Source organism: Pseudomonas sp. CMR5c (assembly GCF_003850545.1).
Lineage (GTDB): Bacteria > Pseudomonadota > Gammaproteobacteria > Pseudomonadales > Pseudomonadaceae > Aquipseudomonas > Aquipseudomonas piscis.
In genome coordinates this window covers 4,308,805-4,328,521 of sequence record NZ_CP027705.1, presented here as the reverse complement: position 1 = coordinate 4,328,521, position 19,717 = coordinate 4,308,805, and the positions used below count along the sequence as shown (strand labels likewise).

Annotated in this window: 20 protein-coding genes; 9 read left to right on the top strand and 11 right to left on the bottom strand. The window is 64.5% G+C overall.

Features of this window, described 5'->3' with window-relative positions; genetic code table 11:
- The first annotated feature begins 50 nt into the window (after positions 1-50).
- The 4 genes from C4K40_RS19805 (at position 51) to C4K40_RS19790 (ending at position 3,559) form a co-directional block, all read left to right on the top strand.
- Positions 51-782 (top strand): alanyl-tRNA editing protein, encoded by a 732-nt coding sequence (locus tag C4K40_RS19805; protein ID WP_022639601.1) that lies wholly within the window; start codon positions 51-53, stop codon positions 780-782.
- The gene (locus C4K40_RS19800; RefSeq protein ID WP_022639600.1) at positions 783-1,712 is read left to right on the top strand and encodes a hypothetical protein; all 930 of its coding nucleotides are present in this window, start codon (positions 783-785) and stop codon (positions 1,710-1,712) included.
- 255 nt (positions 1,713-1,967) lie between these two features.
- Positions 1,968-2,873: a hypothetical protein gene (locus C4K40_RS19795; protein WP_371263506.1), complete on the top strand. Its 906-nt coding sequence runs from the start codon at positions 1,968-1,970 to the stop codon at positions 2,871-2,873.
- Complete coding sequence (locus C4K40_RS19790; protein ID WP_053136555.1) at positions 2,873-3,559, top strand: hypothetical protein; 687 nt, start codon at positions 2,873-2,875, stop codon at positions 3,557-3,559. Before C4K40_RS19795 ends, C4K40_RS19790 begins: the two co-directional genes overlap by 1 nt.
- Positions 3,560-3,646: 87 nt before the next feature.
- On the opposite strand, the gene C4K40_RS19785 is transcribed toward C4K40_RS19790, so the two are convergent.
- The 6 genes from C4K40_RS19785 to C4K40_RS19760 all read right to left on the bottom strand — a co-directional run bounded on the left by C4K40_RS19785 (position 3,647) and on the right by C4K40_RS19760 (position 11,426).
- Positions 3,647-4,987 carry an MFS transporter gene (locus C4K40_RS19785; RefSeq protein WP_053136552.1) on the bottom strand — a complete coding sequence of 447 codons (1,341 nt, stop codon included), beginning with the start codon at positions 4,985-4,987 and terminating at the stop codon, positions 3,647-3,649.
- Positions 4,988-5,036: 49 nt separating this feature from the next.
- Complete coding sequence (locus C4K40_RS19780; protein ID WP_053136549.1) at positions 5,037-5,984, bottom strand: LysR family transcriptional regulator; 948 nt, start codon at positions 5,982-5,984, stop codon at positions 5,037-5,039.
- Positions 5,985-6,007: 23 nt separating this feature from the next.
- Positions 6,008-7,432, bottom strand: coding sequence for an FAD-binding oxidoreductase (locus C4K40_RS19775; protein WP_022639595.1), 1,425 nt, complete (start codon positions 7,430-7,432; stop codon positions 6,008-6,010).
- A gap of 310 nt (positions 7,433-7,742) precedes the next feature.
- Positions 7,743-9,929, bottom strand: a complete 2,187-nt coding sequence (locus tag C4K40_RS19770; RefSeq protein ID WP_053136546.1) for a TonB-dependent siderophore receptor — start codon at positions 9,927-9,929, stop codon at positions 7,743-7,745.
- A gap of 235 nt (positions 9,930-10,164) precedes the next feature.
- Positions 10,165-10,413 (bottom strand): Arc family DNA-binding protein, encoded by a 249-nt coding sequence (locus C4K40_RS19765; RefSeq protein WP_022639593.1) that lies wholly within the window; start codon positions 10,411-10,413, stop codon positions 10,165-10,167.
- Positions 10,414-10,562: 149 nt separating this feature from the next.
- Positions 10,563-11,426 carry a hypothetical protein gene (locus tag C4K40_RS19760; protein WP_053136543.1) on the bottom strand — a complete coding sequence of 288 codons (864 nt, stop codon included), beginning with the start codon at positions 11,424-11,426 and terminating at the stop codon, positions 10,563-10,565.
- 124 nt (positions 11,427-11,550) lie between these two features.
- Here C4K40_RS19760 and C4K40_RS19755 point away from each other — a divergent pair, with 124 nt between their 5' ends.
- Positions 11,551-11,814, top strand: a complete 264-nt coding sequence (locus C4K40_RS19755; protein ID WP_053136540.1) for a hypothetical protein — start codon at positions 11,551-11,553, stop codon at positions 11,812-11,814.
- A gap of 54 nt (positions 11,815-11,868) precedes the next feature.
- Here C4K40_RS19755 and C4K40_RS19750 read toward each other — a convergent pair whose 3' ends face one another.
- A complete protein-coding gene (locus C4K40_RS19750) occupies positions 11,869-13,260 on the bottom strand; it encodes an aldehyde dehydrogenase family protein (protein ID WP_053136537.1) in 1,392 nt (463 codons plus the stop codon).
- Between the two features lie 100 nt (positions 13,261-13,360).
- Here C4K40_RS19750 and C4K40_RS19745 point away from each other — a divergent pair, with 100 nt between their 5' ends.
- Positions 13,361-14,239: a LysR family transcriptional regulator gene (locus tag C4K40_RS19745; protein WP_053136534.1), complete on the top strand. Its 879-nt coding sequence runs from the start codon at positions 13,361-13,363 to the stop codon at positions 14,237-14,239.
- An 86-nt stretch (positions 14,240-14,325) separates the two neighbouring features.
- The gene (locus C4K40_RS19740; protein WP_022639588.1) at positions 14,326-14,568 is read left to right on the top strand and encodes a hypothetical protein; all 243 of its coding nucleotides are present in this window, start codon (positions 14,326-14,328) and stop codon (positions 14,566-14,568) included.
- Between the two features lie 65 nt (positions 14,569-14,633).
- Here C4K40_RS19740 and C4K40_RS19735 read toward each other — a convergent pair whose 3' ends face one another.
- Both C4K40_RS19735 and C4K40_RS19730 read right to left on the bottom strand, forming a co-directional pair.
- Positions 14,634-15,254 carry a LysE family translocator gene (locus tag C4K40_RS19735; RefSeq protein WP_053136530.1) on the bottom strand — a complete coding sequence of 207 codons (621 nt, stop codon included), beginning with the start codon at positions 15,252-15,254 and terminating at the stop codon, positions 14,634-14,636.
- Positions 15,255-15,320: 66 nt separating this feature from the next.
- A complete protein-coding gene (locus C4K40_RS19730; RefSeq protein WP_053136527.1) occupies positions 15,321-16,196 on the bottom strand; it encodes a LysR family transcriptional regulator in 876 nt (291 codons plus the stop codon).
- A 171-nt stretch (positions 16,197-16,367) separates the two neighbouring features.
- Between C4K40_RS19730 and C4K40_RS19725 the strand changes: the two genes are divergently transcribed.
- Together C4K40_RS19725 and C4K40_RS19720 are read left to right on the top strand one after the other, a co-directional pair.
- Positions 16,368-17,084 (top strand): AzlC family ABC transporter permease, encoded by a 717-nt coding sequence (locus tag C4K40_RS19725; RefSeq protein ID WP_053136524.1) that lies wholly within the window; start codon positions 16,368-16,370, stop codon positions 17,082-17,084.
- A complete protein-coding gene (locus tag C4K40_RS19720) occupies positions 17,074-17,382 on the top strand; it encodes an AzlD family protein (RefSeq protein ID WP_053136521.1) in 309 nt (102 codons plus the stop codon). Before C4K40_RS19725 ends, C4K40_RS19720 begins: the two co-directional genes overlap by 11 nt.
- A gap of 129 nt (positions 17,383-17,511) precedes the next feature.
- Here the strand turns inward: C4K40_RS19720 and C4K40_RS19715 are convergent, their stop codons facing one another.
- Entirely contained in the window at positions 17,512-18,540 is a 1,029-nt protein-coding gene (locus tag C4K40_RS19715; protein WP_053136518.1) for a hypothetical protein, read from the bottom strand.
- 141 nt (positions 18,541-18,681) lie between these two features.
- Positions 18,682-19,680 (bottom strand): bile acid:sodium symporter family protein, encoded by a 999-nt coding sequence (locus tag C4K40_RS19710; protein WP_053136758.1) that lies wholly within the window; start codon positions 19,678-19,680, stop codon positions 18,682-18,684.
- Positions 19,681-19,717 lie beyond the last annotated feature (37 nt).

The window sequence follows — 19,717 nt, the reverse complement described above, 5'->3', positions numbered from 1 at the left end:
TTTCTCGCTCAACCCAATGAACTGGTCGCAGCCAGGTGCACGAGGCAAACATGGACGAAACGCTTCCCCTGTTCCACCAAGACCCCTACCTCAAGCAAACGCAATGTACTGTCGAACGGCTCGACCGCGACGATTCGGGCTTGCCTTTTGCGGTGCTCAGCGCAACGGTTTTCTATCCCCAGGGTGGTGGGCAATTGGGCGACCGGGGGCTGCTGCATGTGGCGGGTCAGGAGGTGGACGGTGTCGAGCGGGTGCTGCAAGTGGTCGGCACCCGGAAGAAGGATCGGCAGATCCGCCATTACCTGGACATCGATGACCAGGCGTTCGAACTGTTGCAGCAATGCCTGAGTGGAGCAGGGGCCGTCGCGACCCTGACCTGGCCGTTGCGCTATCGGCAGATGCGCATCCATTCGGCAATGCACCTGATGCACTGCATGCTCGAGCGCACCCTTGGGCGTTCCCTGCCACCCCCGATCCGCTCGCCCTTGAGCGACCAGGGTGGGGAAAATCAATATGAGTTCATCGGCGAGTTCGATGAAGCGAGCCTGCAGCGGGCAACCGATGCCTTGAACGCGTTCTGTGCTGCGGGTCATGAAATAACAACGCAAGCCGACGCCAGCCAAGGTCCGGGATATCGTTGGTGGCGATGCGGGCAGTGGTCGATCCCCTGTGGTGGCGTGCATGTCGGCAGTACCCAGGAGATAGGCGAGGTGTCCGCCAGTATGAAAGTCCGGAAAAACACCACTCGAGTGGCGGTTACCCTATCCGCGGAGGTTCGATAGTTGACGCAGCACAAACAGGCCTTCGGGGCATTCCTCAGCCAATTGCGCATCCAAAGGGGCCACCTGAAGATTTCCACTTTTCTTGCAGAAGTGAATCTCCCTTTTTCCGCCAATTACTACCGTGATGTCGAGTCGGGAAGAAAGCACCTGAGCAATGACGCCGCTGTCGAGCTGCATGACTGTCTTGGCATCGATCCAGCCAGCAAGTCGAGCTTCGATTACTACTGGCACTACTTTCGCGACCTGTTGCCGGTCCAGGTGCACGAGATGCTGTTCGGCAAGGGTGTGGAGGTCACGGACCTGCCTGCCCGGCTGGAGTTGCGCGAGCATGATTCGAGGATCTTGCGCCGCGCCTTGAGCTTGAGCCGCTACGAGCGCGAATTCATCGTGACCCAGGAAATCATCGCGGCGTTCAACGAGCGGTTCGAACTGCTGCCGTTGATGACCTATCTGTACATGGTGGACAGCGCCTCGGTAGCTGAAGTCCGGTTGGTCTGCCAGCAGCTGGGCCTTGCTTACGATCAGCGAACCGAAGCCTTCCTGGCCCTGGTCGCCAAGGAGCGCAGTACCCCGCAGGCGCCCTTCGTGCGGCATGCCCCCACGCTGAGGATGCCAAGGACGGCCGAGGCCCTGGCGCTCAAGGACCGCTTCCTGCGCGCCGAGATCGATCGTTCATTGTCCAAGCCCGAGCAAAGCGAATATTTCGATGTGTCCGGGTCGTTCAAGTACAGCTCGATGGTGACGCTCAGGGATGCGGAGATCGAACAGATCCAGGACCGCCTGGTCGAGCTGTTCTCGCTGATAGAAGTGCACAACAAATCTGCGGGGCAGCTGGAAGATCCCGGTGCCCAACCCTACTTCTTCGGGCTGGTGGTGTCTGGTCGTCCGGAGTATGACGGGCGGGCTGCCCGCTCTCCCAAGAGTACTTAGGGGTGCAGCGCGAAGGCTGGCGCGGAGATGGCTAAGGGGCTCCATGGCATGGGATGGAGCAACGACCAAGTGTCGGAGTGACGGTTTTATCGGGTTGTCGGCCCAGTGCGGGATACTTCCCTCTGTCCTGCGACCAACTTTGTTATCCTGCGCGCCTTTTTCCCGAGTGCAAGGAACGCAAGCATGAGCCAGTCCTGGGCTAGCGCCACGCGAACATGGGTTGGCCGATGGCGCTGCCGGCCGGAACCGCGGCAATTGCTTCGCGGCCTCGCCCCAGCGTTCCTGCTGGGCCTGGCGCTCAGCAGCTCTGGTGCCAGCGCCGACCCCACCACCACCTACCGGGGCACCCTCGGCGACACCCCGGTCGAACTGGCCCTGACCTACGACTCCCAATACGGCGGCGGCATGTCCGGCTACTGGTTCAGCGAAGCCGAGCGGTTGCCCATTCCCCTGGAGCTGACGCCGTTTCGCCAGGGCGAGGAGCTGCTGATCAATATCATGGACAACCCGACCCTGCCGGCCGCTGCCGTGTCGTTGCAGTCCTTCAGCGAAGGGGCTGATTCCCTGCAGGGTTCTTTTATCGATCTGCGCACGGGTGGGCAGCAGCCGTTGCAGTTGCAGCGGGTGATGCGCTTTGCCGGTAGCCGGCGCGAGGCATTCGACGGGGAGCTGTTGCAGCCGGCGCAGGACAAGGATTTCTATTTTCGCGTGCATGCCTTGCGCCATGCCGGGGAAGACACGGGCCGCGTGGACAATATCCGGATGCTGAGCCGCGCCACCGGCCAGGTGGTGCAGGAGGTGGCCGGGCAGTGGTGCCTGGCTGCTATCGGAACGCGAACCCTGGGTTTTGCGGATTTCGATGGGGATGGCACGGTGGATTTCCAGGTGCAGGGTTATAGCGTGAGCGGCCAAGGTGGCGGGGCGTCGTGTGCGCCGGCGCAGTATTACCTGTATCACCCGGCGACCAAGGCCTACCTGCGCCATCCATTGCTGGAGCAGTTCGCGGTGGATGGCACCCTGCGTTTTGCGCCCGGTGGCCAGATGGAGTTCAGCAAGCAGGACTTCATCGACTACGACAAACGCATCCGGCGTTGGGATTACTACCGAGTGATCAGCCCTGATCGGCTGGAGTACCTGTCATCTGGCGAGGAGCGTTTCTGATGGGGGCGGTCGCTGTTTTTCGTGGGCTGGCAGTGGTGTTGCTGTTGGCCTGGATGATGCCCGCGCAGGCGGCCCATGGGGTGTATACGGGGACGCTGGGCAAGCAGGCCATTGTCTTGACCCTGGGCAATCAGAATGCGGTCTACCAGGGCACCTATGCCTATCAGCGCTATCGCACGCCGATCCGTCTCAAACCGAGCTTCAGCTTCAGCAACAAGACGCTGGCCATGGATGAGCTGGACGAGCAGGGTTTGCCGGTGGCGCGCCTGCAGTTCAATGACCTGATGAACTCCCGCCAGCAGGAGCAGGTGCGCGGCACCTGGACCAGTTATCGCACGGGCAAGACCTTGCCGATTGCGCTGCAACTGGTGGGCCTGGTGGATTCGGACCGCTCCTGGCCGCAGCCGGTCACCACGCTGTTGCAGAGCGCTTCCACCAAGCGCTGGTATTTCCAGGTGCCGATGCAGGGCAGCGATCGACGGATCACGACGGTGGAGGTCATGCGCAAGTCCACTGGCAATCCCTTGCAGACCTTGGTGGTCAGTGCACCAGGGTGCCCGAACCTGGGGGTGGATACCTTGCAGTTGCGGGCCGAGGGGGAGCAATTGCGAATTGGCTTCAAGGACTGCAAGTTGCCGGGATTCCAGTGGAACCCCAACAGTGGGCGTTTCCAAGTGCAGCCTTGAGCCACCGTTCGCGGCCGCGCTGAAAAAGGTCGCGGCCAGAGCAGGCGATCCACCTTTCGCCTGCCCCGGCCAGCTGGCTCCTGCCCCTCAGGAGTTCGTGGGTTGGAACCTGGCCGGTTGTAGCGCGGCACGCTTGCGCACGGGCTTGACCATCAGCCCCAGCCCTCCACCGATCAGCAGGATCGCCGCCATGAAGTACATCGCGGCCTGGGTATTGCCCGTCACCTGGGTCAGCCAGCCCACCACGATGGTGCTGAAGAATCCCGCCACGTTGCCCAGGGTGTTGATCAGCGCCACGCCCGCGGCGGCTGCCGCGCCACCCACCACCGCCGTGGGCAGGCCCCAGAACACCGGCAGGCTGCTGATCATAGCAGCGGTGCCGATGGTCAAGCCGAGCATGGCCAGCATCAGGTTGTCGCCAAAGAAAGTGCCGAACGCCACGCCCAGGGCGCCGATGCCGGCGCAGATCGCCAGGTGCCAGCGGTACTCACCATGGTGGTCGGAGCTGCGGCCCACCAGCACCATGCTGATCGCGGCGGCGGCATAGGGCAGGGCGGTGAGTGCGCCGATGACCCAGGGCTGTTGTACACCGCTGTTGCGAATGATGGTGGGCAACCAGAAGCTGATAACGTATTGGCCCAGCACCAGGCAGAAGTACACGCCGCCCAGCAGCCAGATCTGCGGATGGAACAGGCCGTCACGCAGGCGGTGGCTGTGCTTTTGCGCGGCTTCGCGGTCGATGGCGGCTTGCATGCCCTGGCGCTCCTCTACGGTAAGCCAGTGGGCATCGGCGATGCGGTCGCGCAGGAGGAAGAACACCGCGGCGCCGAGGGCCACGGCGGGCAGGCCTTCGATCACGAACAGCCATTGCCAGCCGGCGTAGCCGGACACACCGTCGAGGTGTTGCAGGATCAGCCCGGAGATCAGCGAGCCGAACAGGCTGGAAATCGGCAGGGCCATGATGAACAGGGCCGTCATCACGCCCCGGCGATGGCTGGGGAACCAGGTGGTGAGGTAGAAGATGATGCCGGGAAAGAAACCCGCCTCGGCGATGCCGATCAGCAGGCGCAGGACGTAGAAGGCCAGCGGTGTCTGGATGAACATCATGGCCGCCGACAACAGGCCCCAGGTGACCATGATGCGGGCGATCCAGCGCCGGGCGCCGAAGCGGTGCAGGGCGACGTTGCTGGGGATCTCGAACAGCAGGTAGCCGACGAAGAAGATCCCGGCGCCCAGGCCATACACCGCTTCGCTGAACTTGAGGTCGTCGAGCATCTGCAGCTTGGCGAAACCGACGTTGACCCGGTCCAGGTACGCCACCAGGTAACACAGGATCAGCAAGGGGATGATGCGCCAGGCGGTCTTGCTATAGGCCGACTGCAAGGCGGCATCGTCGAGGGCCTTGGGCGGCTGTTGGGACTGGTTCATGGTGGGCCTCTTTATTTTTGTTGTGTGAGCGGCTGATGAAAAACGTGCCTCAGGGTTCGGGCAGCAGGCGGGTGGCCGGCCATTCGCCGGATCGACACATGTCGCGGACCAACTGCGCAATCAGGTCGGCGATGGTGCTGCGCAGGTTGCTCTCGGGCAGGGCGGCGCAGACGCAGATGCCCAGGGTTCGAAACACCTCCCTGGGGCTGATGGCATGGGCCACCAGCCGGCCTTCGGCGACTTCGCGCAGGGCCAGGTTCAGCGGCATGATGCTGGGGCCGACGCCGGCCTCCACCGCGCTCTTGAGGATGTGCACCGAGTTGACCTCCATGGCCACCGTGGCGGGCGGTAGCTGCAAGCGCTCCAGGGCCTGGTCGACGCAGGCCCGGGTGCTGTGGCTGTGGGCGCGGCTGGGAAACACCAGCGGCCGGGCCACGGCCTGGGCCAGGGTCACGGCCCCGGATGGCGGGGCATGGGGATCGTCGGCGCGATGGATCAGGTAGAAGTCCTCTTCGAGCAGCGGGCTGAAGCGCACCTGCGGGGGCAGGCCGAAGGGGCTGAACAGGGCGATGTCGACCCGGCCGCGGACCAGTTGCTCCACCAGGTTGCCGGTGAGTTCCTCGTTCAGTTGCAGCTCGACCTTGGGATGGCGCCGGGCCACGGCCTGGATCAGCGGCAGGGCGACGATGCTGGCCACGCTCTGGGGCAGGGCCACGACGATGCTGCCGGTGAGCGCTCCGGGCTCGCTGCTGATGGCCGCACGGGCAGCGCGCAGGTGCTTGAGCAGGCCCTGGGCATGTTCGTAGAACAGCCTGCCGGACTCATTGACGCTGATGCCGCTGTTGCTGCGCTGGAACAGCTGCACGCCGAGGTCGGCCTCCAGGGCCGCCATCTGCTTGCTCAGGGCCGATTGCGCCACGTGCACTTCCCGTGCGGCCCGGGACAGGCTGCCGGCATCGACCACGGCGACGAAGTACTTCAGCTGGCGGATTTCCATCGCAGCTCCTTGCGGGCCAGGCCCTAGTTGGCCACGGGGCCCCGGGGGAAGATCTTGCCCGGGTTCATCAGTTGCAGCGGATCGAGGGCGGCCTTGATCGCCGCCATGGCGTCCATGGCGTGTTGCCCGTGTTCCAGGCCCATGAAGCCTTGCTTGGTCAGCCCGACTCCGTGCTCGCCAGTGCAGGAGCCCTGCATGGCGATGGCCCTTTGCGCCAGGCGCTGGGCCACGGCCTCGGCCCGTTGCAGTTCGTCGGGGCTGTCTGGGTCCACCAGGATCACCGCATGGAAATTGCCGTCACCGACATGGCCGAAGATCGGCGCCAACAACTCTTGTTCTCGCAGGTCGGCAGCGGTGGCCTCGATGCATTCGGCCAGGCGCGAGATCGGCACCACGGCGTCGGTGGTCAGGGCGCGACAGCCGGGGCGCAGGGCCAGGGCGGCGAAATAGCCGTCGTGCCGGGCCTGCCACAGGCGGCTGCGGTCTTCCGGGTGCACCGCCCACTCGAAATCCTGGCCGCCGTGTTCGTCGGCCAGCAGGCGGATGGTCTCCACCTGTTCCTTGACCGAGGACTGCGAGCCATGCAGTTCGAAGAACAGCCCCGGCGCCTCGTTCAATTGGGTTTTGCTGTAGGCATTCAGGGCGCGCACGGTGAGGGCGTCGATCAGTTCGATGCGGGCGATTGGCACCCCCAGCTGGATGGCCTGGATCACCGTGCGCACTGCTTGGTCGACGCTGGGGAAGTTGCATATCGCGGCGCAAATCGCTTCGGGGATCGGGTGCAGTTTCACCGTCAGTTCGGCCACCGTGGCCAGGGTGCCGCCGGAGCCCACCAGCAGGTGGGTGAGGTCATAACCCGAAGAGGATTTACGCGCCCGGCCGCCGGCTTGCAGGACCCGACCATCGGCCAGCACCGCGTTCAGGGCCAGGACGTTTTCGCGCATGGTGCCGTAGCGCACGGCGTTGGTGCCCGAGGCGCGGGTTGCCGCCATGCCGCCCAGGGAGGCGTCGGCACCAGGGTCGATGGGGAAGAACAAGCCGGTGCCGTGCAGCGCGGCGTTGAGCTGCTTGCGAGTCACCCCCGGTTGCACGGTGGCGTCCATGTCGTCGACGCGGATCTCGAGGATCTGGTTCATGCCCGACAGGTCGATGCAGACCCCGCCATGCAGGGCATGGACCCAACCTTCCAGGGAGCTGCCGCTGCCGTAGGGAATGATCGGCACCCGATGGCGGTGGCAGGCCTGCTGCACGGCGATGATTTCGTCGAGATGATTGACGAAGGCCACGGCCTGGGGCGGCATGGGATCCAGCGCCGAGATGTCCTGGCCGTGGTGTTCGCGCACGCTGGCGGCAAGGCTCAGGCGCGAACCCAAGAGGTTGGTGAGTTCGTCCACCAGGGCGGCGGGCAGCGGCGGGACGTCGGGGGTAGCGAAGGCAGGGGGCAGCATCGGGCGATCTCCGGTTTATTGTGCGCACCGCTGGCCGGGCCAGGGTTGGGAGTTGCCCATATCCTAACTGCATGAATGAGGCGTCGGTCATGCAGATTGGAGATGGCCTTATCGCGAGGGCAGATGGTGGCCAAGGCTTCGTGTAGGCGCTGGCGCAGGCTGCGCGCGCCTCGGGACGAGGCGCGGGGCCGGTAAATCGTGTCGCCAGGGCTTGCGGGCGCTGCGCGCCCGGTCGCAGCCTCGCGGGCTTGGCAGCGGCTACAGGTGTTTTGTGTGGCCGCTGCCGCAGGCTTTGGGACGAGGCGCGGGATCAGAAGTTGATCGAGGCGCTCAGGCGTGCGCTCAGCGGTGCGCCCTGGAACAGGTAGTCGTCGCCCAGGTACTCGCCGACGTCACGCCAGTAGCGCTTGTCGAACAGGTTGTCCACGGTCAGGCGGAACACCGTGTCGTAACCATCGATGCGGGTGCTGTAGCGGCTGCCGATGTTGAAGATTGCATAGCTGCCGGCGCTGACGTTGCCCGTGCGGTTGGCGTACTTGCTGGCGCTGTATTGCATCCCGCCCAGCAGGGCCAGGCCGTCGAGCCAGGGCAGGGCGTAGTCGCCCTGGAGGCTGGCCCGCAGGCGCGGCACGTTGAGGGCCTGATGGCCTTCGTAGGCCGGGGTGCCGGTGCCTTCGACCCGCGCGCGAATCGCCGCGACGCTGGCGGCGATCTGCAAGCGCTGGGTGGCCCAGCCATTGGCCGAGAGTTCCAGACCGGTGTTCTTTTGCTGGCCTTGCTGGATATAGGTGAACTGGCCATCGCCGTCCGGGCGCGCGTACTGGTAGGCCTGGCGCATCTGGAACAACGCGGCGGTGAAGCTCATGCGCTGCCAGTCATACTTGACCCCGGTCTCGATCTGCCGCGATACGGTGGGGGCCAGCGTGCTGCCACCATCATCGGTTCTGGCGTACCAGGGGGCTTGCCCGCCCAGGGACAGGCCCTTGCCGTACTGGGTGTAGAGCGACAGGTTGGCCACCGGCTTGTAGATCAGCGCTGCCTGGGGCAGGAACATGTAGCGCTGGGTATGGCGTTCACGCATGCCATTGGTGTCGAAGCTTTCTTCATCCAGGCGCACTTCACGCCCACCCAGAACGGTCTGCCATTGCTCGTTGAAACTGATGCGGTCGCTGAAGAACAGGCCGTACTGGCGACTGTCCAGGCGTTTGTGGGAGTCGTTGAGCGGCTCTGTGGAACGGGCAAAGCTGTCCGGCTTGCTGCCGATATTGCCTACACCAGTTAGATACATCGTCTGGCCACGGTTAGATACCACTCGACGGAATGCACTGGTACCAAGGCTCAGCTCATGCCCCAGTCCTCCTGCATCGAAACGACCATTGAGCACTGCCTGGATTTCATCGTTGCGACGGGTGTCGTCGGGGCTGGGGAAATCGTAGATGTCGTAGCCGCCCTCGGGGCTGAAGTAGTTGCCGTTTTTGTTGATGCAACCGGTGGTGCAGCCACCCCACGCAAACGAGCTGTAGTCATCGATCACCACCCGGCTACGCGAGGCGCTCAAGTTGCCTTTCCAGTCGTCGTTGAAGCGGTACTCGAAGTTGCCGCTGATGTTCAGCGATTCGTTGGTCACCGGTTTCGAGCCGCTCTGGTGGGCCAGCAGCTTCTTCGGCGAGGCGTGGTGCGGCAGCGCCGACCCGCCCAGCAGCTGGTAGCCAGGGGCCGAGCGCTGCTCCTTGTTCTGGTATTCGATGTCCAGTTGCAGCAGGGCATTGGGGCTGATGTTCCAGTCGAAGGCCAGGGAGGCGAAATCCCGTTGGCCGTTGGCGTGTTCGACATAGGAATGCAGGTCTTCGTGGGCCAGGTTGGCCCGCAGGCCGAACTGCTGCTCGCTGCCGAACCAGCCGCCGACATCGGTGGCCAGGTAGCCGCTGCCGCGATCGTCGGTGGAGACGGTGACCGAGCGAATATCCGTGGGTCGTTTGGTCACGTAGTTGATCAGCCCGCCGGGTTCGCTGACGCCGCTCTGCAGGCCGGACAGGCCCTTGAGCAACTCCACCCGCTGCTTGTTTTCCAGGGCCACGTTCTGCTCGCCAGTGATGGTGTGGCCGTTGATCTTGTAGCTGCTGGCGGCATTCAGGGCAAAGCCACGTACCTCAAAGTTCTCGTAGTAGCCCACCGGTGCGTAGCTCTGGCCTACCGAGGCATCGTTACGCAGCACTTCGCTGAGCAGCCGTGCCTGCTGGTCCTTGATCATGTCCTCGTTGATCACGCTGATGGATGCCGGAGTGTCCAGCAACGGCGCTTCGTCGAAGCTGCCCACCGAGGCACTGTCGCTGCGGTAGCCGTAGGCCTGGGTAGCGCTGACAGTCTGGGTCGGTAGTTCGGTGGCAGCACCTGCAGCGCTGGTGCTGGCGGCCAGCAACAGGCCGAGGGTCAGGCGATTGAGGGTGTGCCCGGCGGTGCGCGCTGGCGCTGGGGCGGTCGGGTGGATGCGGTTCATGGGCGTTCCTTGAGGGCCAGCCTGTTCCGTGGCAGGCGCCAGGGCATTCCTGGAGCTGGTGTTCGGTGAGCTGTGCGGGCAGGGGAAACCGCAGGCTGGCGAGTCGGTATGGGCGACGATCGGTGCGCGGTTTTCGGGCTGGCGCCATCATACAAGGTGCGGCGATGGGGTAAAGGCGGAAGAGGCGATGAGGCAGGGCGACAGAGCGGTGGTTGTCACCGACGAGGGTGGGGGGTCAGCGCTTGGACTCCTCGCTGGCCTTCTGCAGGGTCTCGATCTGTCTTTCCAGGAATTCGACCCGGCGCAGCAGCAGGGCCACCAGCTTGTCGTCTATGTTGCGGGCATCGTCGTTGGCCAGGGACTTCTCCAGGCGGTCGACGATTTCGTGGTTCATGCTGCGGTTTTCCTGCCTGGCGACGCGCTTGACCTGCGCATGCAAGTCATCGGGAAGACGGACGATGAATTTCTGGACCTGTGCGCGCATGGCGTATTTCCGAGCGGTTAAAAAATCGCATCATAAAAAGGCCATGGGCGGGGTGGCTTCAGGAAAATTCTGAAAGAAGTGCTGATTGTGCTGGGCAAGCAGTAGGCAATCATCGAGCCCCAACACCGGGGCTGGTCCTGACCACCTGCCTAGCGTTCAGGTACATATCGCAGCCCGATCAGTTCCCAATCGTTCCAGGTGGGTTCTATGTCCGGTCTCCAGAGGACCGGGATCCTTCGCAGGAGCTTCAAGGTCTCCTTGCAGTAATAGCCGCCATGGATTCGCCCCTTCGTTTCCACGGCCAAGGGAAAGGCCTCTGGTTCCGGTGGCAAAGGCAGCTTCCATCCGGGTTCGACCCGGGTACGGGCCAGCGCGAAGCGTTGCTCCACCAAAGCCTGGAGCGTCGATGGCAGGTACGGATAGGCGCAAGTCTGTTGCCTGGACAGGGACAGCTGGGTGAACTGCTTGAAGGTCACATAGCCCTTGTGGCCGGCTAGCGTCTCCAGGTCCTGCCTCGATAACACGTGGAACCGGGTGTCATCGAAGACAATCGCTCCCTGTTCTTCCCGTAGCGGTTGTGGCAGTTCGGCGAGGACGTAGTAGTGAGCCTGGAACGCCTTGCGTACCAGGTTCCTGTCCTGCAACAGGTTCCAACAAGCGGTCTGCTCGAGGCGCCAGCTCTGCGGTGAGGCAGTGCTTTTGATTTCTATGGTCAGGCCCCAGGTGAGCTGCAGATCGAATACGTCGCCCTGGTGCTGCTGCTCGAAACTTTTCCTCAGACTTTTGCGCAGGTGGTCCGGGTAAGGATTTTGCCTGGTGAAGTGTTCTACCAGGCACCCCGCGATCTGTTCGGCATGGTCAATCAAGTGCTGGCATAGCAGGTATTCGATCAGGAGTCCGCGCAGAAAGGGTGTCTGCAGGTTGGAGAAGGCCCAGGACCAAAATCCAGCGGCGTTGCGCTGGGTATCGATCCGATCGAATTTGAATTGGCTGTTCGAGGTCAGGCTCGGCACTGGCGGCAAGTCCTTTTGCTGGGGTGATGGTTCAGGCGCGTGTCTTGTACCAGCTTTGCATTCTCGGGCAATAGCCGGACAGCAAGTACCTGACGAAACACCGGTAGCGGCTTGCGCAAAACCCTTGCAGCGTCCCAACCAGTCGAAGATCGTCGAGTACCTGTTGGCTCCTGCCACCACCGATCCGCTGCTGCCGGAACCCACGGCCGCCGATCTGTGCCATCGGCCTTCGTTCTGGTTCCGCCTGAAGATGTCCGGCTTCGCCCTGGGCTTGGCGGTGTTGGTCGGCCTGGCGACCTATGGGGCCTGGTGGGGCTTCAGCCATGACCATGAAAGCCTGGTGATCCTCGGGATCTTGGTGTTGTACTTCGTGCTGGATACGGTCTGAGCCGGCGGCCCGGACCGGCCCTCGTGGGGCCGGCCGGGCAATGTAGCGGCGGGCTCAGCGCCGATCCAGCCACACGGTCTGGGCGTTGCAGAATTCACGCACGCCAAAGTGCGAGAGCTCACGGCCGAAGCCGCTTTTCTTCACGCCGCCGAAAGTCACCCGCGGGTCGCTGGCGCTATAGCCGTTGATGAACACACCACCGGTTTCCAGTTCGTCGGTCATTTGCCGGGCGCGCTCCAGGTTGGCGGTGAACAGGGTCGCGGTCAGGCCGAACTCGCTGTCGTTGGCCAGTTCCAGGGCGTGTTGGGCGTCGCGAGCGGTGATGATCGAGGCCACCGGGCCGAACAGCTCCTCTTTGAACGAGGTCATCTGGTCGGTGACGCCGGCCAGCACCGTGGGCGGGTAATAGTTGCCCGCGCCTGCGGGCTTGACGCCGCCCAGCAACAGGCTGGCGCCTTCGGCCAGGGTCGCCTCGACCTGCTGGTGCAGTTCGTCGCGCAGGTCGAAGCGGGCCATGGGGCCGATGTAGGTGTCGCCGGCTAGCGGGTCGCCCATCACCAGGGCGCGGGTGGCCTCGACGAAGCGCCGGGTGAACTCCTCCACCACGCCTTGCTCGATGATCAGGCGCTTGGCGGCGGCGCAGACCTGCCCGGTATTCTGGTAACGGCCGACCACCGCGGCCTTGACCGCTTCGTCCAGGTCGGCGTCGTCGAGCACGATGAAGGGGTCGGAGCCGCCCAGTTCGAGCACGCATTTCTTCAGTGCGGCACCGGCCTGGGCACCAATGGCGATGCCGGCGCGCACGCTGCCGGTCAGGGTCACGGCGGCGATGCGTGGGTCGGCGATGGCCCGGGACACGCCGTCCGGGGTGACGTTGACCAGCTCGAAGACCCCCTCGGGGAAGCCGGCCTTGTGCATGGCTTCCAGCAGCAGGTAGGCGCTGCCCATGACGTTCGGCGCGTGCTTGAGCACGTAGGTGTTGCCGGCCAGCAGCGCCGGTACTGCGCCGCGCAGCACTTGCCAGATGGGGAAGTTCCACGGCATCACCGCCAGGATCGGCCCCAGCGGCCGGTACTCGATGCGGGCCTTGTGGTGTTCCACCAGGGTCGCTTCCGGGGCCAGCATGGCCGGGCCGTGCTCGGCGTACCACAGGCACAGCTGGGCGCATTTCTCGATTTCGCCCCGGGCCTGGGCCAGGGGCTTGCCCATTTCCTGGGTGATCATGCGGGCCAGGGTTTCGCTGCTGTCACGCAGGACCTGGGCCAGGGCCACCAGGTAGCCGGCGCGGTTGGCGACGTCCAGGCGCCTCCACTGGCCGAAACCATGGCGGGCCCGTTCCAGGGCGGCGTCCAGGGCGACATCCGACTGATAGGGGTAGGCGCCGATCCGCTCGCCGGTGGCGGGGTTGATCGACAGGGCATGGGTATGGCTGGAAACAGAGGTCATGGCACCGTCCTGCAAGGTGGGAATGGCAGCAGGTTACGGGGCTGGTTCTTTGCTGAAAACTGAATAATATTGAGCAAGTCGTTCACGATTGGAGAATGCAGTGGATCTGGTCCAGCTGGAGATTTTCAAGGCCGTTGCCGAGCAGGGCAGCATCAGCGCCGCGGCGCAGTTGATCCATCGAGTGCCGTCGAACCTGACCACGCGCATCAAGCAGCTGGAGCAGGATTTGGGCGTGGAGCTGTTCATCCGCGAGAAGAGCCGCATGCGCTTGTCGCCCGCTGGCTGGAACTTCCTCGACTATGCCCGGCGCATCCTCGACCTGGTGGCCGAGGCGCGCCTGACCGTGGCTGGCGAAGAGCCCCAGGGGCCCTTTGCCCTGGGCTCCCTGGAAAGTACCGCGGCGGTGCGCATCCCGGCGTTGCTGGCGGCCTACAACCAGCAATACGCCAAGGTCGAGCTGGACCTGTCCACCGGCCCCTCGGGGACCATGCTCGAAGGCGTGTTGTCCGGCCGATTGGTGGCAGCGTTCGTCGATGGCCCGTTGCGCCATCCGACTCTGGAAGGGCTGCCGGTGTTCGAGGAGGAAATGGTCCTGATCGCGCCCCTGGGCCATGCCCCCATCACCCGGGCGCGGGAGGTCAACGGTGAAAGCATCTACGCCTTTCGCGCCAACTGCTCCTATCGCCACCACTTCGAAAGCTGGTTCACCCAGGACGCCGCGGTGCCGGGCAAGATCCACGAGATGGAGTCCTACCACGGCATGCTGGCGTGCGTCAGCGCCGGCGCCGGGTTGGCGCTGATGCCGCGCAGCATGTTGGAAAGCATGCCCGGGGCGGCCACGGTCAGCGTCTGGCCCTTGTCTGCGCGCTTTCGTTACCTGCAGACCTGGCTGGTCTGGCGGCGCGGCACGGTGTCCCAGAGCTTGAGCAGTTTTGTGAAGTTGCTGGAGGAGCGGGGGGCCGTGCTGGCTGAGGGATGAATGGGGTTGCCCGGCCCTCGCTCGATGGCTGCGTCGGTGCGATTTGTGTAGGCTTGCGGCCTTTGCCCCGCACCTGGAGATGAGTCATGACCGATCAGCTTTGCCTTGTGTTCGTGCCGGCGTTGGTGGCGGTGTTGCTCAATGCCGAGACCACCAAGGGCACGCCCCTGACCGAAGCCGAAGTGCTGGAGATTCGTGACAGCGCCGCCTGCATCGCGGTGCCGGTGGAGGTGGCACTGAGCATGGAAAACGAGCGGGGCTATCGCGATCTGGTGGCCGAGGACTGCTGGGCGCAATGGCAGCAGTATCGGCGCGAAAGCCGAGCCTGAGAGGCCGTCTCGGCGCGTCAGCGGTGGGTTTTCGGGAGCGCCGGGCAGTGGCTGGGAGCGGTTTCTCAGCGCCTGCTCAAGGCCAGGCGCGCCGCGAACAGCACGAAAATCATGCCGGTGGTGCGATCCATCCACTGAATCACCTTTTCCCGTCGCAGCACCCCGCTCAGGGAGCGAGTGGCGCCAATCAGCAGCAGTGACCAGATCAGCCCGAGCATCACATGGATGCTCACCAGGGCGAAGGTCCAGGCCACCAGCGGCTGCCCCTGGGGAATGAACTGCGGCAGAAAGGACACATAGAAAATCCCCACCTTGGGATTGAGCACATTGCCCAGCATGCCCTTGAGAAACCAGTTGGCCCCTGGTTTGGCGTCGGTGCCTGCGGGGGCAAAGGTGCGGCGCGGACGCAACAGCATGTTCAGCCCCAGCCAGGCCAGGTAGGCGACGCCACAGTACTTGAGCAGATTGAAGGCCAGCTCCGACACCGCGATCAGGGCTCCCAGGCCGAACGCCACCGCCGCGCCCCACAACAGGCAGCCGGCATTGATCCCCAACGCTGCGCGCAGCGCCTGGCGCTTGCCCTCCACCGTGGCGGTGCGCAGTATCAGGGCGGTATCCAGCCCTGGGGTCAGGGTCAGCAGGGTGGCGGCCAGGGTGAAGGCCAGGAGGTTGTCGGCGACGGTCATGGGCATGGGCTCTGCAAGTGGTATTGGGGCCCACCTTGGCAGGCGGGCAGGGTAGGTCGGGCAATCTCAGGCCTGCTGGAAGGCCGAGATCCGCAAGGTCTTGATCAACAGTTGCTGCAGGTGGTCGACAGGCCTGGAGCCTTTGCTGGCACGGCTGCGATACACCGCCACCTGCATCGGTTCCAGCGGGCCCAAGCCTTCCTGGTCGCCGAGTATCTGCAAATGTTCCGGGACACTGCAACGGGTCAGGGCCGCCACCGCCAGGCCGCTCTCCACCGCGGCGATCTGCCCGGCCAGGCTGGAACTGTTGTAGACCACCCGGTACTCGCGGCCCTGCAGGGCCAGTGAGTTGATCGCACTGCGCCTGGCCAGGCTGACGCTTTCGTACACGGCGATCGGCAGCGGATCGCGGCGCCAGACATCGAACTGCGGCGAGCCGACCCAGACCATGGGTTCATGGAACAGCAGGGTGCCGCGTCGCGAGTGATCGCGGGAGATCAGCGCCAGGTCGAGCTCGCCTTGCTCCACCCGGGGGATCAGCGATGTCGACTGCTCGCAGTCCAGCTCGATTTCCACCGCTCCGTGGCGCGGGGCGAAGCGCTTGAGCGCCGGGGTCAGGTATTTGGCCGCGTAGTCGTCCGGCACCCCGAGGCGCACCCGCCCCGCCAGCTCAGCACCGTGGAAGGCCGATTGCGCATCGGCATGCAGGTCGAGCAGGCGCCGGGCGTAACCCAGCAGCACCTGGCCATCGGCGGTCAGTTGCAGGTGCCGGGCATCGCGCAGCAGCAACTGGCGGCCGACCGCGGCTTCGAGTTTTTTCAACTGCATGCTGATGGCCGATTGCGAGCGATGAACCTGTGGCGCGGCACCGGACAACGACCCGTTATCCACCACCGCGACAAAGCACTTGAGCCAGTCGAGCTGCAGATCCTGTTGTTTCATGGGGCGATTCTCGTATTCGATAAGCGAATGCTATGCAGGCGAATTATGCGCTTTTCGCTGCATTACGTCTGGTGGATAGTGCCTGCCTGTCCGTTGCGCGGGCCTCGCGCCACGCCTGTCGAACCCTGCGTGCACCCGACTGCGGTGCCGCCAGCCAAAGGAAGCCTGATTGTGCTGAGCATCGATAAAACCGCCCCCGCGCTGCAGTTCCATGAGGTGCTGGATGGCTTCAGGCGCCTGCTACCCATTTCCCTGTTCGTGATGATCTTCGGTGCCGCCTTCGGCCTGGCAGCGGTGCAGGCGGGCCTGGATCGCTCAACCATAGTGCTGATGAGCACCCTGGTGTTCGCCGGGGCGGCGCAGTTCGCGGTACTCGACCTGTGGGGAGCCCAGGTGCCGCTGCTGCCCCTGGTGCTGACGGTCTTCGCCATCAACGCTCGGCACCTGCTGATGGGCGCGACCCTGTATCCCTGGCTCAAGGAGCTGCCGCGCGGCCAGCGCTATGGGGTGATGCTGGTGGTCTCCGATGCCAACTGGGCCATGTCGATGCAGGCCTTCGATGCCGGCAAGCCGGGATTGGGCCTGTTGTTCGGGGGCGGTCTCGCGCTGTGGTCGACCTGGGTCGCTGGCAGTTGGCTGGGCCTGTACCTGGGCAGTTCGCTGCACGATCCGGTGAGTCTGGGCCTGGACATGGTAATGGGCTGCTTCCTGCTGGCCATGGTGATCGGCGGCCAGAAGAGCCTGCGCCTGCTGGTCATCTGGAGTGTCGCCGCCGGTTCAGCGCTGTTGGCCTACCGCTACCTGCCGGAGAACACCCATGTGGTGGCCGGAGCCTTGTGCGGGGGTATCGTCGGAGCGTTATGGATGGAGCAGCAGCATGCACATTGAAACCAGCGGTTCGGGCTTGTTGCTCATTGTGTCGATCATGGCCGTGGTGACCCTGGCCACACGCTGGGGCGGCGTACTGGTGATGTCCTGCGTGCCGATCAACCAGCGAGTGCGGCAGCTCATCGGGGCCATGTCCGGCTCGGTCCTGGTGGCGGTCCTGGCCCCGCTGGCGGTCACCGGCGACAGCGGCGCGCGGCTGGCCTTGCTGACCACCGCGGTGATCATGCTGCTGTTGAAGAAACCCCTGCCGGCGATTGCCGCCGGCATAGTCGCCGCAGGATTGCTGCGGGCATTGTGAGGGCGCTGGTGCTGCTCAGGCCTTGCAGCGGACCAGCGCCAGATAGACCCCTGCGCCCTGGCCGGGTTCGAAATCGGGAGCAGGAACATCGTGATTTCCCCATCAAGCGTATGAGGAGGGGGCGCCGGCTCAGAAGGAGCCGCGAGGTGCGGGGATGCCCAGTTGCTGTTGCCTGGCTTCGATCTGTTTGTCCACGGCGCGCTTGCCACTGAACAACTTGAGGTACTGCACGGTGGGCGGCAGTTGTCCTGCGAGCAACGCCAGCATATCCAGGGCCGGAGTCCTGATCAGGCGCAAATCGCTGACCTGCGAGCTTTCCAGGCCCTTGATCTCACCCAGGGCCTTGAGGTTGGCCAGGTGCAGCAGCTGCAGTTGCGGGCAACCTCGCAGATCCAGGCGGCCCAACTGCGCCTGATCCTCGATCTTCAGCACTTGCAGTTGCGGGAAACCGCCCAGGTCCAGTTGACTCAGGCCGCGCACCCGCAGGATATCCAGCTCCCGCAGCTGCTCGTGATGCAGTTCCGGCATGGTTTCGCGGCTGCCGAAACTAACCGACAGGCTATGCAGGCCAGCCATGCCGGCCACCATGCCCAGGGGCGTCTTGGCCGACATGCGATGCAGGCTCAGGCTGTGGATGCCCGGGCACTGGCCCAGGACATCCAGGTTGTGGTCCTGCACGCTGATGGACAGCCGGTGCAGCTCGCGCATCTGGCCAATGGGCGCCAGATCCAGGGGCGGGCCTTTGTCCAGGGAGATCCGCAGGGTTTGCAGGTGCCTGAGATTGGGCAGGGCCAGCAGGCCGGGCAGATCGGCGCTGATCACTTGCAGCTCGAAGTGTCGCAGCCTGGACAGGCTGGCGATGGCCTCGAAATGCTCCAGGGTATCGAGGCAGTCCAGGCTCAGGGCGTGGACGTTCGGCAAGGCCAGCAGGGTCCGGCTATCGAAGGCGCTGCCCGGGTGGTGGCTGTAGAAACGAACCATCAGCCGTTCGCCATAGCGGGCGCAAAGCGCATCGAGCCGGGCAAGCAGTTCGCGATCGTATTGCTGGAGGCTGGCGAACTGGACGATGAGCCGGGCCTGGGGGCTGGCATCCAGGTGGGTAGAGACCTGCAAGTCCAGGTCGGCCTGGCTGGGGGCTTGAATACGATGGGAAAACATCAACGGTCCTTGATGATTGGCGCGCAGCATCATGCCATCGATGGGGGGCTTGGGGTATCGCGCTCGAGCAATTGGCGAGGGCTGCGCCCGGGGGGCGCAGCCTCTGGCTCGGTTGCGGCTACAAGGTCGGTGCCTGGCGGCTCATGGGTCGACCTGGCCCATCAGCTCGCTCACCGATTCCGGGCGCTTGGCGTAGCGCTGGGCCAATACCGCGCAAACCATCAGCTGGATCTGGTGAAACAGCATCAACGGCAGGATCAGTACACCCATGGTGCTGCCGGCGAACAGCACCTGGGCCATGGGTACGCCGGTGGCCAGGCTCTTCTTCGAGCCGCAGAACAAGATGGTGATGCGATCTTCCTGGTCGAAGCCCAGCAGCTTGCCCAGGAAGCTGGAGGCCAGCAGCACCAGGCCCAGGAGGATGCAGCAGGCCACCACCAGGCCGGCCAGGTCCCACAGCGGGATCTGCTGCCAGATGCCTTCGTTCACCGCCTCGCTGAAGGCCCCGTAGACCACCAGCAGGATCGAGCCCTGGTCGACGAACTTCAGCCAGTCCTTGTTGCGCCCGACCCAGGCGCCGATCCAGCGCCGGGCGATCTGCCCGGCAATGAACGGCAGCAACAGTTGCACGCTGATCTTGACGATCGCGTCCAGGGTCGAGCCGCTGTCACCGTGGACGTTGAGCAGCAGGGTCACCAGCAGCGGTGTGAGGAAGATCCCGAACAGGCTCGAGGCCGCGGCGCTGCAGATGGCCGCCGGGATATTGCCCCGGGCCAGGGACGTGAAGGCGATCGCCGACTGCACCGTGGCCGGCAGAGCACAGAGGTAGAGCATGCCCAGGTACAGGTCCTTGCCCACCATGGGCGAGAGCAGTGGCTTGAGCGCCAGGCCCAGCAGCGGGAACAGCACGAACGTCAGGCCGAAGACCAGCAAGTGCAGGCGCCAGTGGCCAGCCCCGGCGATGATCGCCTCGCGTGAGAGCTTGGCGCCGTGGAGGAAGAACAGCAGGCCGATGGCGAGGTTGGTCAGCCAGGCGAAGCCCGTGGCCACCTGGCCGCTGGCGGGCAGGAAGCTGGCCAGCAAGACGACGCCGATCAGGGTCAGGGTGAAGTTGTCGGGTAACAGGCGGGAGCGGGACATGAGCAGGATCATCCGGGGGGTTGCCAAGAGCGATGGG

What these genes read in the sequence shown, in the direction of transcription:
- C4K40_RS19805 (WP_022639601.1), top strand. Translation starts at nt 51, where the DNA reads ATGGACGAAACGCTTCCCCTGTTCCACCAAGACCCCTACCTCAAGCAA.
- C4K40_RS19790 (WP_053136555.1), top strand. Translation starts at nt 2,873, where the DNA reads ATGGGGGCGGTCGCTGTTTTTCGTGGGCTGGCAGTGGTGTTGCTGTTG.
- C4K40_RS19785 (WP_053136552.1), bottom strand. Translation starts at nt 4,987, where the DNA reads ATGAACCAGTCCCAACAGCCGCCCAAGGCCCTCGACGATGCCGCCTTG.
- C4K40_RS19780 (WP_053136549.1), bottom strand. Translation starts at nt 5,984, where the DNA reads ATGGAAATCCGCCAGCTGAAGTACTTCGTCGCCGTGGTCGATGCCGGC.
- C4K40_RS19775 (WP_022639595.1), bottom strand. Translation starts at nt 7,432, where the DNA reads ATGCTGCCCCCTGCCTTCGCTACCCCCGACGTCCCGCCGCTGCCCGCC.
- C4K40_RS19770 (WP_053136546.1), bottom strand. Translation starts at nt 9,929, where the DNA reads ATGAACCGCATCCACCCGACCGCCCCAGCGCCAGCGCGCACCGCCGGG.
- C4K40_RS19765 (WP_022639593.1), bottom strand. Translation starts at nt 10,413, where the DNA reads ATGCGCGCACAGGTCCAGAAATTCATCGTCCGTCTTCCCGATGACTTG.
- C4K40_RS19750 (WP_053136537.1), bottom strand. Translation starts at nt 13,260, where the DNA reads ATGACCTCTGTTTCCAGCCATACCCATGCCCTGTCGATCAACCCCGCC.
- C4K40_RS19740 (WP_022639588.1), top strand. Translation starts at nt 14,326, where the DNA reads ATGACCGATCAGCTTTGCCTTGTGTTCGTGCCGGCGTTGGTGGCGGTG.
- C4K40_RS19735 (WP_053136530.1), bottom strand. Translation starts at nt 15,254, where the DNA reads ATGACCGTCGCCGACAACCTCCTGGCCTTCACCCTGGCCGCCACCCTG.
- C4K40_RS19730 (WP_053136527.1), bottom strand. Translation starts at nt 16,196, where the DNA reads ATGAAACAACAGGATCTGCAGCTCGACTGGCTCAAGTGCTTTGTCGCG.
- C4K40_RS19720 (WP_053136521.1), top strand. Translation starts at nt 17,074, where the DNA reads ATGCACATTGAAACCAGCGGTTCGGGCTTGTTGCTCATTGTGTCGATC.
- C4K40_RS19715 (WP_053136518.1), bottom strand. Translation starts at nt 18,540, where the DNA reads ATGTTTTCCCATCGTATTCAAGCCCCCAGCCAGGCCGACCTGGACTTG.
- C4K40_RS19710 (WP_053136758.1), bottom strand. Translation starts at nt 19,680, where the DNA reads ATGTCCCGCTCCCGCCTGTTACCCGACAACTTCACCCTGACCCTGATC.